General features: G+C 60.5%; 11 protein-coding genes. 3 read left to right on the top strand and 8 right to left on the bottom strand.

The genetic code is table 11. From position 1 onward, the window contains the following. Positions 1-385: 385 nt before the first annotated feature. A complete protein-coding gene (locus tag NKF25_RS09265) occupies positions 386-2,014 on the bottom strand; it encodes an ABC transporter substrate-binding protein (RefSeq protein ID WP_253226392.1) in 1,629 nt (542 codons plus the stop codon). Between the two features lie 463 nt (positions 2,015-2,477). Here NKF25_RS09265 and NKF25_RS09260 point away from each other — a divergent pair, with 463 nt between their 5' ends. Together NKF25_RS09260 and NKF25_RS09255 are read left to right on the top strand one after the other, a co-directional pair. Further along, positions 2,478-3,575, top strand: coding sequence for a TrmB family transcriptional regulator (locus NKF25_RS09260; RefSeq protein ID WP_253226391.1), 1,098 nt, complete (start codon positions 2,478-2,480; stop codon positions 3,573-3,575). A gap of 168 nt (positions 3,576-3,743) precedes the next feature. Further along, positions 3,744-5,978, top strand: coding sequence for a glycoside hydrolase family 3 N-terminal domain-containing protein (locus tag NKF25_RS09255; RefSeq protein WP_253226390.1), 2,235 nt, complete (start codon positions 3,744-3,746; stop codon positions 5,976-5,978). 1,013 nt (positions 5,979-6,991) lie between these two features. Here the strand turns inward: NKF25_RS09255 and NKF25_RS09250 are convergent. Together NKF25_RS09250 and NKF25_RS09245 are read right to left on the bottom strand one after the other, a co-directional pair. Further along, on the bottom strand, positions 6,992-7,513 hold the full coding sequence (locus NKF25_RS09250; protein ID WP_253226389.1) for an HAD-IA family hydrolase: 522 nt from the start codon (positions 7,511-7,513) through the stop codon (positions 6,992-6,994). A 50-nt stretch (positions 7,514-7,563) separates the two neighbouring features. Next, positions 7,564-7,848: a winged helix-turn-helix domain-containing protein gene (locus NKF25_RS09245; RefSeq protein WP_253226388.1), complete on the bottom strand. Its 285-nt coding sequence runs from the start codon at positions 7,846-7,848 to the stop codon at positions 7,564-7,566. A 93-nt stretch (positions 7,849-7,941) separates the two neighbouring features. Between NKF25_RS09245 and NKF25_RS09240 the strand changes: the two genes are divergently transcribed. After that, the gene (locus NKF25_RS09240) at positions 7,942-8,244 is read left to right on the top strand and encodes an amphi-Trp domain-containing protein (RefSeq protein ID WP_253226387.1); all 303 of its coding nucleotides are present in this window, start codon (positions 7,942-7,944) and stop codon (positions 8,242-8,244) included. Here NKF25_RS09240 and NKF25_RS09235 read toward each other — a convergent pair. The 5 genes from NKF25_RS09235 to NKF25_RS09215 are packed head-to-tail and all read right to left on the bottom strand — an operon-like array spanning position 8,238 to position 14,043. Continuing rightward, entirely contained in the window at positions 8,238-8,978 is a 741-nt protein-coding gene (locus tag NKF25_RS09235) for an ABC transporter ATP-binding protein (RefSeq protein WP_253226386.1), read from the bottom strand. The two genes, NKF25_RS09240 and NKF25_RS09235, sit on opposite strands and share 7 nt — an antisense overlap. Continuing rightward, on the bottom strand, positions 8,975-10,294 hold the full coding sequence (locus tag NKF25_RS09230) for an ABC transporter substrate-binding protein (RefSeq protein WP_253226385.1): 1,320 nt from the start codon (positions 10,292-10,294) through the stop codon (positions 8,975-8,977). The genes NKF25_RS09235 and NKF25_RS09230 overlap by 4 nt, the downstream gene beginning before the upstream one ends. 60 nt (positions 10,295-10,354) lie before the next feature. Next, a complete protein-coding gene (locus tag NKF25_RS09225; protein ID WP_253226384.1) occupies positions 10,355-11,296 on the bottom strand; it encodes an aminoglycoside phosphotransferase family protein in 942 nt (313 codons plus the stop codon). 58 nt (positions 11,297-11,354) lie between these two features. Further along, entirely contained in the window at positions 11,355-12,995 is a 1,641-nt protein-coding gene (locus NKF25_RS09220) for an ABC transporter permease subunit (protein WP_253226383.1), read from the bottom strand. Between the two features lie 4 nt (positions 12,996-12,999). Then, entirely contained in the window at positions 13,000-14,043 is a 1,044-nt protein-coding gene (locus NKF25_RS09215; protein WP_253226382.1) for an ABC transporter substrate-binding protein, read from the bottom strand. Positions 14,044-14,267: the final 224 nt, after the last annotated feature.

Below are 14,267 nucleotides of genomic sequence, written 5' to 3'. Positions count from 1 at the left end.
GCCACAGCGTGAAGATCGCTCGTCCCGTCCGTTTCAAATAATAGTTGACCATATTACAAACTTATCACTATCGTGTACTTCTCATGCCAAATTCGAATATTCGGTCCCGTTCGTTCGCTCGAATCCGGAGCAAAGACTCCTCGAACCGAGGTCGAGACCACATCCAGCGGGTGTGACCCCTCCCGTGGTATCTTCCGGCATACGAATGCGCCGATATTTAAATACGTCACTGCTGCCTATGGATTTGTCTCTCATACCCAATGCAAATTGGACATCGATCGTAAATAAATGTTTGCACAGATTTTCGTTCCGCCGGAGTGCCGTAGTGAAATACCGAGCCCCCGTCCGAAGAAAGATGGTGGGGGACTCACCTGCCGTTGGACTACTACGGCTTGTAGTTGTTCTTGCCGAACCGGACCGCCCACGATTCGGGCCATTTGACCTGCTCGATATCGGAGCCGTCTTCGGGGACCTCCCAGTGGTCGCGTGAGAGGAACGACTGGTCCTGTTTCTCCGCGACGGCGAGGATGGGGAGGTCCTGATTCGTCACCCACGCCAGATCGAGGATGATCTCGTTGATCTTCTTCTCGTCCGTCGCCTGTGAGAGGTCCTGCAAGCGTTTTGCCGGGTTGATCGTCATCTTGCCCGAACCGGTTCGGGACGGGACCGTCGCGTCGGCGTGTTTCCCGCCACGACTCTGGTTCGCTGGCGGGTAGTTGTACGTGTACCCGCTGTTCTCCAGCAACTGGTACCGGAGCGAGAAGTACGGGAACGACGCTTGCGCGCCGCCCGGAAGCCACGACCCGGACGCGAGGACGAAGTCCCCGTTCGCCCAAACCTGTCCCGAAAGCGTCCCGTAGCTACGGGAATCGACCGACGATTTGAACCCGAAGCTCTTCAACTGGTCCACGATGGTTTGGGCCGCGGTCACCCAGTCCGTCCAGTCGGATGGCACCTGAACGGGGAGGTTGACGATGTCTCCATTGCTGTCGTGCCACTTGCCGCCCTGTTTCTTGTATCCCGCCTTCTTCAGCACTTTGGCGGCCTTGTCCGTCTCGGAACTCGCCTGGCCGTAGGTTTCGAACTTGCTGGCCGAATCCCCGAGGATGCGCTCCTGGTCGCCCGACGGAATTCCGATCGAGTATTTCGGTGCCTGTTTCGATTCCGGTGCGGCGTTTTTCACGACCGCATCGCGGTTGATGACGTACGCGATGGCCTGTCGAACGGCGCGGTCTCCGGTGTGTTTGTGGTCCATCTGGGGAACCAACCCGTAGCCCCAGTTCGCCGGGGTTTTGACCTGTTGCCAGTTCTTCGGGAGTTGGTTGACGATTCGCGGCGGCGTGAACATGCTGTACACCGAGTCGAGTTGGTTGGCGATCATCGACTGGTGAGCCTGCTCGTTCCCGTTGATGTACCGGAAGGCGTAGGTTTTGAAGTTGATGTTCTTCGAGTCGGGGTGGTCGTCCCGCCGTGTGAGCACCAGTTCCTGCGTCGTCGCCTGCTTGAACTCGAAGGGACCGCTCGCAATCGGCTTCTTCCACGCGAAGTCCTGGAGGGCTCGCGTCCCTTCCTTCTCGTTCTTCTCGATCTTATCGACGTACTTGCCGAACACGCTTTTCGGCTGCCGAATCTGGTTGTCGGAGAGGACTTGGAATTTGACGATGGATTTGTTGACTTGGTTTTCGAGGTGCATGACGACGGTCTTGTCGTCCTTTGCCTCGACCGATTTCGTGTAATCCCCGTACCCGGAACCGGTGTACATCCCGAGTTTCAGTTGGGTAACGATGTCGTCGGCGGTCACGTCGTCGCCGTTCGCCCACGTGAGGCCGTCGCGGAGGGTGAGTTTGAACGTGTTGTCACCGAACTCCCAATCGGTGATGCCGTAGGGGACGAGTTTGCTTTTCGCGTAATTGTACTTCGCGAACGCATCGAAGAGGTAGTAGTGTGAGATTTGTGCGGCGCTCGACGGGTTGCTGATGTTCCACTGAATGTTCTGTGGCACTTGATTTGCCATATCCACGTGTTTTACATCGTGAACATTCTTGTCGCCAGAACCGCCCTTCGAGGAGCCATCATCGGAATTACCTGTGCAGCCCGCGAGTGCGGTCGCACCTACCATTCCGGTGAGACCGACAAATTGCCGACGATTAATCATGTTTCGGAGATCTCTGTCATTGTCCATCATTATACTACTATCAATGATAGAATCCTCTTGATAATAAAATATGTGGTTTGAATACTCTACACTTATTATTCGATGGATCAATAGACAAACATCCACTTTCAAACTAAATCTGATTGGATACGGTCGTTCTAAAGTCGATTATCGAGAAATAACTTGGTTCGGTCGTCATACGAATCCAGGTCTGTAGAACGTGAGACGGAATTCGAATTCGTTTATCACGTGCGAAACCATATGAAAATATCTCTCCAAACAGTGAGAAAATTTATTCGTGGGGACTGCGCGTCTATTGGACATGGACGATGACAGGCTCCGGGAAGCCCTCGAGGAAGCGGAGTTGACGGCGTATCAGTCGGATGCGTACGTCACGTTACTCGAACAGGGGATGGCATCCGCCGTGGAGGTGGCACATCAGTGCTCGGTCCCGGTATCCCAAATCTACGACGTGTTGCGGGCGCTAGAACAAAAGGGGTACATCGAGACCCTCGAACAGGACACGCTCCACGCTCGCCCGAAGGACCCCGTGTCGATCCTCCAGAAACTCCGTTCCCGTGGCCAGATGATGGACGAAGCGGCGGACGCCATCGAGGATCGATGGCGGCGGCCGTCGCTCAGTTCACACATGGTGAGCGTGGTCAAACACGAGGATACCGTCATCGACCGCGCCCGAGACCTCATCCGTGATGCCGAGAGTTTCATCCAACTCTCGGTGACCGTCGAGCAGTTCGAAGCGCTTACGAACGCGTTGCAGGACGCACGCAAACGCGATGTCGTGGTGCGGGCCACCGTGTATCCCGACGGTGAGTCCGACGACTGGCTCACGGCTATCGACCTCGAAAAAACCCTCTCGGAGCTTCGAGTGTGTCATATTCCCGGCCCGTTCCTGACCATCGTCGACCGCACGATGACGTGTTTCACGCCGAACGACTGGGCGAACCGACCGTTCGGCGTCCTCATCGACGATTACATCCTCTCGTTCATCTTCCACTGGTACTTTCAGACCTGTCTGTGGTCCCTCTGGGACACCGTGTACGTCGATTCGGACGTCGCACGCGTTTACATGACCCTAGAGGAGTTCGTCCGTGACGCCGTCGCCCTCCAAGCCGACGGCGCACGCATTACCGCTACCGTCCACGGGTTCTGGATCGATCGTAACGAGGACTGCGAAATCACCGGCCTCGTCACGGACATACTGTATCCTTCCGTGCATCGCTCGACGACACGTCCGTCGTACGATGAACTGGCGGGATTCGTCCGAGTCCAGATGGCGAACGAGGACGGAACGTACAGCATCGGGAGTTGGGGTGCCGTCTACGAGGATATCGAGGCGGTCCGGATCGTGCTGGAGGACATCGATTACACCTCGTCTTGGGACGGAATTCCCGGACGGTAGTGAGTGTCGAAATTTCTCGGATCTCACCGTCCGTAGTCACGTAGCGACCCGAGGACCCTCGTCGGATGGATGTTCGGGACCGAACTCTGTGTACGCGACGAACTCGATGTACGCGGCGGACGGTATCCCAAGAAAAGGTTATTAACAGGTCACACAAAAATATAGCTCATGGCGGAGCAAGAAGAAAGCCATTCACCACCAGAGACATCGGTCTCGACAGCAGAGCGAGTCACGGACCTCATCGGCCGAATGACGCTCGAAGAAAAGGTCGGACAGCTCACTGGATCGTACATCGGGACGCTCGACGATGGGCCACACGGAATCGAAGACGTCATCGACGAAATCGACGACCACCACGTCGGTGCCGTCGCGCCGTTCGGTTGGGGCGGTTCGCCGAACGAACACGCTTCGGAGGCCATCGAAGCCGCGAACGAACTCCAACGGCACGCCAAGGAGAACACGCGGCTCGGAATCCCGCTCCTCTTCGGTGCCGACGCTATCCACGGCCACGCCTACATCAAGGAGGCGACGGTGTTCCCGAACAACCTCGGTCTGGCGGCGACGTGGGACGACGACCTCGCCGAACGCGTCGCCACCGTAACGAGAACGGAGATGCGGGCGACGGGTGCCGCGCAAAACTACTCCCCGACCTGTGACGTGGCACGGGACCAGCGATGGGGTCGGGTCGGGGAGACGTTCGGTGAAAGCCCGTATCTCGTCGGCAAGTTCGCCGCGAGCAAGGTACGGGGATATCAAGGGGACGGTCCGAGCCCCGAAACAGTCGCCGCGACGGCCAAGCATTTCCCGGCATACGGTGCCCCGACTCGCGGCGAAGACGCCGCGCCGGTCGAGATATCAACGAAGACGCTTCACGACGTGTTTCTTCCCCCGTTCGAGGAAGCGTTGGATGCCGACGTCGCATCGGTCATGCCGTGTTACAACTCCATCGACGGGGAACCGGTTCACGGCTCCCAGCGCTACCTGCTGGAACTTCTCGGCGAAGGGTTGGGATTCGATGGACTCCTCGTCTCCGATTGGGGCGGGGTCGATCAACTCCACGCGGAACACCGTACCGCAGGCTCTCCCATCGAGGCGGCACTGCAGACGCGACTCGCCGGACTCGACATCGCGTCGGTTGCGGGCACCGACCACGCCGAACACGTCCTCGAACTCGCCGAGGAGGGTGAACTCTCGGAGGACCTGATCGACGAAAGCATCGAGCGAATCCTCACGATGAAGTTCCGACTCGGCCTCTTCGAGGACCCGTACGTCGACCCCGAAACCGCGGAGGACCTGCTCGGCTCTTCGGAGCACCAGCGGGTCGCCCGGGAGGCGGTCGAAAAGTCGCTGACGCTGCTCCAGAACGACGGAGACCTCCTACCGCTTTCCGACGATATCGGCGAGGTGTTCGTCGGCGGACCGAACGCGGACGAAATCGTCCACCAACTCGGCGGGTGGAGCAGCAACGACCCCGACGGCGTGCCGGGCACCACCGTCCTCGAAGGGATTCGTGACGCCGTCGGTGAGGACGTCACCGTCACCCACGAACGGGGGAGCGGTATCAACGAACCGGACGATATCGACGCGGCAGCGCGAGCGGCGGCGAACGCGGACGTCGCCGTCCTCGCGCTCGGCGAGGATTGGTATCTCCACGAGTTCGGACCGACGATGGATACGACGAGTGAGACTGGGGAGTTTCCGACTCGGTCACAGTTGTCGCTCCCGGAGTCACAGCGTGAACTCGTGGCTGCCGTCGAGGAGACTGGGACGCCAGTCGTCGCGGTGCTCATCACGGGGCGACCGCTCGCCGTGCAATGGCTCGCGGACACCGTACCGTCGATACTGATGGCGTACTATCCCGGAACCGTCGGTGGCGAGGGAATCGCTCGGACGCTCTTCGGCGAGAGCGAACCCGGCGGTCGGCTTCCCGTCTCCATGCCTCGGTCGGCGGACTGCCTCCCGACGTATTTCAACTACCTTCCGCACCCGCATCCCATCGGCGCGGACGAACATCCCCCGTCGTACGACCCGCTGTTCGAGTTCGGTTACGGGCTGAGCTATACGACCATCGAGTACGACTCCGTGGACGTCTCGTCCGACGTGATTCGTCCCGACGAACCGGTGACGGTGGACGTTTCGCTCGAAAACACGGGTGACCGGCGCGGAAGTGAGGTCGTCCAGTTGTTCGCGTGCGACGAGTTCAGTTCGGTCGTGACGCCCGTGCGCGAACTGAAGGGGTTCGAACGTGTCGAACTCGACCCCGGTGAACGCATGACCGTCTCGTTCTCGCTCTCCACCGACGACCGACTGTTCGCGCACGAACCCAGTGGGTACGGTGACGTCGGCCGACTACGGCTTTTCGTCGGCGAACACGTCCACGACCTCCGCGTCGATTCGAACTGAACTCGTCGCACGCGAACAGCAGTTCTCACGGACTTTCTCACACCGCTCGGAGACGAGTGTCGCCGTTGTCCCCGCATGTCGTCTGAAAACGATGGGTTCCGGTTAGTCGTCGCAACGTCTGTTCACGCTCTGGCCACGACCATACATATCTATAATATTATTATTTTTATATTCCCATACTGTAATGGAGAAATAGCAGACAGTAGGGTGATAGAATACTCAAACATCTGTTACGAGGGGGAACAATAGACAGAATTCTTACGATACGTAACGGGCCATCACTCCACACCCGGTGGGCATTTTCGAATGTGGAACCGTTCATGGGGCGCTGGACACCGACGTTCATCGCTCGATGTCACGTGCCATTACAGACATAGCTCTGTTCGTATAATCTCGCTTTCCCATATCGTCGAGACCAGTAGTGGTGGTACTGGATCGAATCGAAACGACCGATCGACCGCTCGTTCGATCATCGACCTCACCAACTAATATTGTGTAAAACACACAATATTCATTCACTCATAAATACCGAATATACGAAGCGGAATAATCTCCTGTCGTAGCAGTAACCACCAATGAGCCGCTAAAAATACCGCTGTGGATGCATCTATTCGAATCTAATCCAATATTTTATCAAAATTTCGTAACTGACTGATCGGTAAATCGTTTACTCGGCAAAAATGGTGGATGTCCGATTTATAGAGCCTCTATCCGTAACTTCGGGTAGAATTTTCTCGAACCGAATGCTGTGGGTATTGAACATTCGCCGCAGCTATTTTGTTAGTGTTCTACAATACTGTGTGGGGTTGGCGACCTTGAATGGTTCTTTTGCGGCGTCAAATCAGGATCGATCGTCGAGGGTCGTGAGAAGTTTTCGAGTGATATTGCGCCGTTCGTTGGAACCCGCTCGGCGAGGTTTGGATTCCGTTTCCATGCCGGTGACCACTGATGCCGGTTCGGTATCCGAAATCATCGACGCTTTATCGGGGTACGTGCCGGTCACGAAGTAGCGATCACACCCTCCGGAATGCGGTTCCCGCCTTCCGGGCCGTCACCGCATCGCTGTCCGAGTCCCCGACGAAGAGGGTTCGTTCCGGAACCGCGTCGAGACGGTCCACGGCGGTGAGCAGTGGCTGTGGGTGTGGTTTCCGTTCTGCGACCGAGTCCCGCCCGACGATGACGTCGGTTCCGTTCGGGACGCCGTGCTCCTCCAGCGCGAGACGGCACGCCGCTTCACAGTTGAGCGAGCAGATGGCGACCGGCCGTTCCGCGTCGGCGAACTCCTCCAACAGCGGGAGTCGTTCGGATCGCCGCGCCCCGGCGCGCTCGGCCGCCGCGAGGTGCGGTTCGATCTTCTCCTCGATACCGAGCGATTCCGCGACCGGCAACAGATCCAGCGCATCGTTCGCGGTCGCTTCGCCGCCGTGTTCCCGAATTATCGGCTGTATCTCCTTTGCAGCGGCGGCCCAATCCACGGCGAGCCGAACCAGCGTTCCATCGAGGTCGTACACGACCGCATCGTATTCGTCCGTCACTTCTTACCGTGCGACGTTCGAGTTGATAAACCTCCCCGCCGGACTCATTCTCAAGCCGTTCCGCCATCGATATCGCTCGCTTGGACGATGAACGTCCGCTCCGGATACGGCGCGGCACGGAGGGTGACGACCTTCGTCAGCCGGTAGTACTTTCGATTTCCTTGCCTGTACGGTTCGATGAGGTCCGCCCCCTCCAACGCCCGCAGGTGGTGCACGGCCGTCTTCCCGTCCATTCCCACTTCCTCTGCGAGTTCGGAGACGTACATCGGTTCGCGCGAGAGCAACCGTAGGATTTCGAGACGTGGTTTGCTCCCGAGCATGTCGAGCAGTGACATCGAACCGGATACGACGGCGACCCCCAAAGAACCACACCACGAACTGCCCGCGGGCGTACGATAATTTAATTGTCCCCCCGTCGTGGACGTGGTATGGACGACAACGTCGAACTCCCGACGGACGGCAACTCGGAACCATCGGAAGTCACCGACGGGTTCTTCGAACGCGAAGTCCAGCTTTCGCGCGAACAGACGGCCACGTTCCTCCGCGAACTCGCCGATCAGATCGAAGCGGGGACGAAGCTCACGGTTTCGACGAGCGACTGGGAGATTCCGTTCGAGTACGACGAACCCATCGAGGTCGAAGTGGAGTTCACCGGCGGCCGTGAGGACGAACTCGAAATCGAAGTGGAGTTCACCGAGGCAACGACCGACGACGACCTCTCCGTTCACTGATCGGCGTGGAGCGACGCTCGCACCGTCGCAACCTGTTCCTGATAGGCGTCGGCGTCGAAAATCCCCCCATCCCGAGGGCGGGGAAGGTCGATGTCGAACGTCGTGTGGATCCGACCCGGATCGTTCCCCATCACGACACAGCGGTCCCCGAGTAACACGGCTTCTGGAACGCTGTGGGTGACGAACAAGACGGTCTTTCGCTCCCGACGCCAGAGGTCTCGAACTTCGATTCCCATCTCCTCGCGGGTGAGTTCGTCCAGTTCGCCGAACGGTTCGTCCATCAGCAGCACGTCCGCACCGAGATGGAGCGCCCGCGCGATGGCCACGCGCTGTTTCATTCCCCCCGAGAGTTCGGCCGGACGGTTCCCCTCGAACCCGTCGAGCCCCATCGTCGAGAGTAACTCGCGCGCGTCGGCACGCTTCGGCGACTTTCCCGCCATCCGTCGCAGGAACACGACGTTTTCGAGGGCCGTCTTCCACGGCAACAGCGTGTGCTGTTGAAAGACGACGCCGATGGTCCCCTCGCTTCGCGCTTCGTCCGGCGAGCGTCCGTCCAATCGAACCCGCCCGCGTGTCGGCGTCTGAAGCCCGCTGACGGTTCGTAACAGGGTCGTTTTTCCGCAACCGGACGGGCCGATGATGGTGACGAACTCGCCGTCCGGTATCCGGAGTTCGATGCCGCCGAGGGCAGTTACATCGCCGAACGAAACGCCGACCTCGTCCAGTTCTATCATCGCTCGGTCCCCTCGCTTCCGAGCGATCCGACGCCATCGAGCGCGGTCGCTAACCGATTCCATAGCTCTGCTTCCCCCCACCCCCATCCGAAGTTGCGAACCGCGTCGGTGGTCCCGAACTCCTCGACGGCCGCTTCGAACGTTCGTCGCTCTCGGCTGGGCGAACTGGGTTCGGCATCGTCGTGTGCTTCGACCGCCTCCTCGACGCGGGATGGGTTTTGTCGGGCGGTCGTCCATCCAGCCGTCGTCGCCGCGAGGAACGCGGCCAGTTCCGGTTCACGTTCCGAGAGGGTCCGCTCGCTGGTCACGATTGCGGGACCGGGGAGGGGAAACCGTTCCGCGACGGGAATCGACTCGACCGAGATTCCGTCGTCCCGTAGTTTCCGTGGGTCGGAAAACGAACCCGTGACGGCGTCGACGGCTCCGGAAAGCAGCGCGGCACGCTCCTCGCCACGGAGGTCCACGATTTCCACGTCATTCAGGACGCCCCCTTGCGAGAGGAACAACCGACCGAGCAGCCCCGTCTCGGCGGTCGATGGCATCCCGATACGGAGGCCACGAAGCTGTTCGGCGCGCTCCAATGGACCGTCGAACGTCGTTCTCAGTCCGTAGATGGCCGTCATGGCGTGCTGGAACAACAGGGCGACCGGGACGATTTGCTCGCCCTCCGCTCGCGCCCGAAGGACGGTCGCCGCGCCGCTGACCGCAATGTCGGCAGTATCCGAGACGATGCCATCGAGCGCGGCCCGCGACCCCTCGTGAGCGTCGAACCGAACGGACAGCCCCCATTTTTCGTACAGTCCCGTCTCGTCCGCGACGAACAGCGGCGCGTGGAGTCCGTTCGGCCGCCAGTTCAGCGCGAGCGAGAACGACGCGTTCGTGGCGTGTGAAATCGGGGCGTCCGGAACCGTCGAGTCTAACTCGGCGACGGCGTTCGATTCTGGACGGTTTGGGAACGCTCCCACCCGCGCGAGCAACTCGTTGGCGTGCTCGTCGTACACGGCTTCGACCGTCTCCTCGACGCTTCCGGTCGCACGCCACCTCGTCGCCGGTCTACCGGGTGTCTCGTCCCGAACCGTGGTCGCCTCGATCAGTTCCCGTTCCGTCAGTTCGGCCAGTGCGTTCCGCACCGCCTTTCGATTCGATCCGGTTCCGATCCGAACCGCGAGCAGCGACGCAGGCTCCGTCGTGAACTCCTCCCTTCGGCACAACAGATACGCCAGTACCGTCGCCGCCGGTTCTCCAATCCCGCACGCAAGTCTGTCGACGACCGATCGGTCGGCCTCCCCCAAGACCGGAAACTCCCGAACCCGCATCCACAGAGCATGCAATAACTGGCGGTAAAACTCTGTCCCCCGTTTCGGCGCTTCCGTCCGTTACCGTATCGTCCGTTTGGCCCGCTCGACCGCCTCCCGAATCTGCTCGGCGTAGAACCCCGTTTCGTACTCCGATAGCTCGTCCATGTGGAGCAGTGCCGCGACGATGTTGGCGAGCGTCTCCACCCGGTAGAGCGGTTCGTTTCGCTCGAAGGAACTGTCCACGTTTCGCCGTTCCCGGTATCCGTCGTAGAACGTTTCCCGGACGTTCCAGTCGGCGTTCGGGTCGTGCATCCAGAAACAGTTGGCCGCTTTCGCGAGGGCTCTCTGTGCGTTGTTCGCGGTCGCGCGGTCGAAGTCGATGACTCCGGTCACCGCATCGTCCTCGAAGAGGACGTTGTCCGGCGAGTAGTCGTTGTGGCAGAAGACGGGGCGAAACGCCTCCGGGAGGGTTCCGCCGAACCGGTCGAACACGTCCTCGACGTCCGTTCCGGCCGTTTCCAAGCCCCCGTTTCGCAGGCACGTCGAACTCTCAACGACGTTCTCCAGAACCCACTCCCGCAGACCCTCCGCTTCGAAGCGCTCGACGGACAGTTCCCGTCCCTCGAATCGGAGCCATCCCGCCTCGTCGAAGCGCTCGAACTCGTGTATCCTCGCCAGAACCCGCCCGGCGTTCCGGGTCCGTTCGGGTGAGATGTCCTTCTCACCCGTGGTTCCCTGGAGTTTCTCGACGATGGTGTACCCTCGGCCGTCGTCCGACGTGACCGTCTCCGTCACGACTTCGGGAACGGGGATGTCGGAATCGCACAACGTGATGTAACAGTTGTAACCACGGCGGAGGGAGTCGTCCCGTTCGCCATCCGAGTCGAACTGCAACACGTATCGTCCCGTCTCGCAACTCACGTCGTAGGTCTCGTGGAGCAATCCCTCATCCACTCGCACGACGCTGAACGGGGACTCTCCCACTTCCCGCTCCACTATCGAGGCGATTTTGTCGTCCATCGACCCACTGAATGTTTGTTCGGGGTGCGTATTACTATTTGAGGCCCTCGATGTGATATTACCACGAGACGTACCATTGAAGGGCGGCAACTATTGCAAACAATCCGCCGCCGAGCGCAAACAGGCAGACGGCCGCCGCGAACGTCAACGCTGGCGCGAAATCAGACATTCCCTGCAGGACGAGGACACCGAACCCCCGTTCGGCGACGAACCACTCCGCGATGACGGTGCCGACGACGGCCGTAACGACGGAGAGTTTGATTCCGGCGAACAGGGAGGGAACGGCGTTCCGAAGGCGGACGAACAGCAGTTCCCGATGAAGCGGCGCATCGACCGAGCGAAGCAGCGCCAGTTGTTCGTCGGGCGTCGCGGCGAGTCCGGCCGCCGTCCCGATCGTGATCGGGAAGAACGTCGATGCCGCGATCATGATGACCGCCGCCTCGAAGGAAACGCCGAACCACACGAGCAGGAGCGGCGCGACCGCGACGTGTGGCATGACGCGAAACCCGACCAGATACGGATACAGCACGCTTCCCAGTCCTGGAACGATACGAATGCAGACGCCAAGCGCGAGGCCGACCCCCGCACCCAAACACCATCCCGTGAGCAGTTTCGTCCCGGTCGCGTACCCCGCGTGGAGAAACAGCCCGGGCGATTCGATCAGCGTCCGGAGAACGGCGAGCGGCGGCGGGAGAAACACCGAGGCGTTCGGGACGATGCGTGCGGCGATACCCCACACGACGAGGATTCCGGCCAGCGCGACGAGCGCACCGGCGACCTCCCTCCGTCCTGTTTCGACCACCGTCCGTCCCGTGACGAACGCCTCGCCGAGCGAGTCGGTCCCGTCGCTCGTCCCGACGCGACGCTCGGTCCGGACGACCACGCCGAAGAGGGCGAGCGCACCGACGGCGAGCACACCCAAATACGCGAACAAAAGCGGGGTTTGGAGCAGGCGTGCCGTCTCCAGCAGTTCGAAGCCGACACCCTTCGTCGCGGCGAGAAATTCGGCGATGAGGACCCCTTCGACGGCGAGCGGCGTGGCGATTTTCAGCCCGGTGAACACCTCCGGCAGTGCGTACGGGAGTCGGATCGACAGCAGCAGTCGCCACGCCGGTGCATCCACGAGTTGCCCGAGGTCGAGGTGGGTTTTAGGCACCGACCCGAGTCCGTCGAGCGTCGCCACCGTCATCGGGAAGAAGGTCAACAGTGCCGCGATACCGACCCGAGTGGTGAGCGTCGCGCCGAAGGCGAGGACGAGGAGGGGTGCGAACACGACGAGCGGCACGATACGAACCGCGAGGACCGTCGGGTACAGCACGGCGCGAAGTCGGCCTGAGAGCGCCATTATCGCGGCGAGCGTTATTCCGCCCGTCACGCCGACCAGCCATCCCAACAGGATTTCCGTTCCGGTGTAGACGACCTGCGGATACATCGACCCGGCGTGAGTGGTAAACGCGACCCAAACCGCGCTCGGCGACGGAAGCAGGACGGTCGGCAGTGAAAGTGCGTCCACGGTGAACCGCCAGACGAGTACGACGAGTGCGACGCTACCCAACAGCGTCGCTATGGGGACGAGTCGGTTCGGGAGACGACCGAGGGTTTGGCCCCCGTCCGACTCGGATTCCCCGCTCGCGTTCGACTCGGATCCCGTGCCCGCGTTCGAATTCGTTTCTCCGTCGGCGCTCCGGGTGTAATCCATTCCGCTATCTGCCGCTCTCGACTTGTCCCTCGTACGACTCGATGTACTCGTACTCCGTATCGAGATAGTCGTTCGTCCACGCCGCCCGAACGTCAGTTTTCGGCACGACACCCGTCCGGAACAGCGCTTTGCTGACGGTGTTCCACGACTTCGGCCGTTGCCAGCCCCATCGTCCGTTATCGCCCGTGACGAGGTTGTTCGTCGTGTACTTGATTTTGAAGACGCCCATCTTCCGGGACTGTGCCAAACTCGGCTTGGCATCGACCATCACGTCCATCGCCCTCTTCGGGTTGTTGGCGGCCCACGCCCATCCCTTGGCGGTCGCACGCAGGAAGCCCCGGACGGTTTTCGGATTCCGTTCGGCGAACTTCGGGCGCGAGATGACCGTCCGACCGACGGTCGGCATGTAGTCCGCGAGTCGGATCGCGGACGCGTCGTACCCCTTCCGCCTGAGCGCGGTGGGCGAGTCGAAGATGGCGATGGCGGCGTCGGCGTTCCCCGACAGCAACATCGGCGTCTGCTGTTCGGGTGCGACACCGAGGAAGTTCACGCTGTCGAGCACGCCCGCTCGTTTCAACACCGCTTTCGTCAACGTCGTCATCGGCGAATCCTTCGGCGCGGCGAGCGTCTTCCCCTGCAACTGTTTCGGCTTTTCGAGTTTCCTACCGAACACCTTCTCGACGGTGTAAACGACGCCGTCGCTCCGTTGTTGGCTGGTTCCGTACGACCGCACCGGCAATCCCTTGCTTCGTGCGGTGAGCACCGATGCGGCGTCACTGAGCCCGAACCCTTGGCGTCCCAACCCGACCTGCTTGGCCGCGAAGGTGCCGCCCTGTCCGGGGACGAACTCCGTCACGGTCACGCCCTGTTCGTCGTAGAACCCCTTTCGCTTGGCGACGAAGTAGCCCGCCTGTGTCGAATTCGCGTTCCAGTTCAGCATGACGTCCACGGCGTTCGATTTCCGTGTCGCTCGACTTCCCTGTGCCGTTCCCACGAGGCCGAGACCCATTCCGGCCGCCGCGACTTGCAACGCTCGGCGCCGCCCCATGTTTTTCTCCCCCTTCATGCGAAGAGTGACAGACGACGGACATTCGGATAAAGATTTCCCACTTCCTTTTTATATCGAACCGACATCACGATCGGACGTTTCGAATCAACCCCGATCGGTCGATGGTTTTCCAGTGATCGTGAACGAAACGGGCGTGCGCGGACGATTCCCCGATTCCTTAAAAAGGATTCACGAATCCCTTCCCATCACCCGTGGTTGAAGTC

This window comes from Haladaptatus sp. AB643 (genome assembly GCF_024136975.1).
Taxonomy (GTDB): Archaea; Halobacteriota; Halobacteria; order Halobacteriales; family Haladaptataceae; genus Haladaptatus.
This window is presented reverse-complemented; position numbering and strand designations above follow the sequence as displayed.

Bases quoted from the DNA above. Each gene is read 5' to 3' on its own strand.
- NKF25_RS09235 (WP_253226386.1), bottom strand. From the start codon at position 8,978: ATGATAGAACTGGACGAGGTCGGCGTTTCGTTCGGCGATGTAACTGCC.
- NKF25_RS09215 (WP_253226382.1), bottom strand. From the start codon at position 14,043: ATGGGGCGGCGCCGAGCGTTGCAAGTCGCGGCGGCCGGAATGGGTCTC.
- NKF25_RS09255 (WP_253226390.1), top strand. From the start codon at position 3,744: ATGGCGGAGCAAGAAGAAAGCCATTCACCACCAGAGACATCGGTCTCG.
- NKF25_RS09240 (WP_253226387.1), top strand. From the start codon at position 7,942: ATGGACGACAACGTCGAACTCCCGACGGACGGCAACTCGGAACCATCG.
- NKF25_RS09245 (WP_253226388.1), bottom strand. From the start codon at position 7,848: ATGTCACTGCTCGACATGCTCGGGAGCAAACCACGTCTCGAAATCCTA.
- NKF25_RS09260 (WP_253226391.1), top strand. From the start codon at position 2,478: ATGGACGATGACAGGCTCCGGGAAGCCCTCGAGGAAGCGGAGTTGACG.
- NKF25_RS09225 (WP_253226384.1), bottom strand. From the start codon at position 11,296: ATGGACGACAAAATCGCCTCGATAGTGGAGCGGGAAGTGGGAGAGTCC.
- NKF25_RS09230 (WP_253226385.1), bottom strand. From the start codon at position 10,294: ATGCGGGTTCGGGAGTTTCCGGTCTTGGGGGAGGCCGACCGATCGGTC.
- NKF25_RS09265 (WP_253226392.1), bottom strand. From the start codon at position 2,014: ATGGCAAATCAAGTGCCACAGAACATTCAGTGGAACATCAGCAACCCG.
- NKF25_RS09220 (WP_253226383.1), bottom strand. From the start codon at position 12,995: ATGGATTACACCCGGAGCGCCGACGGAGAAACGAATTCGAACGCGGGC.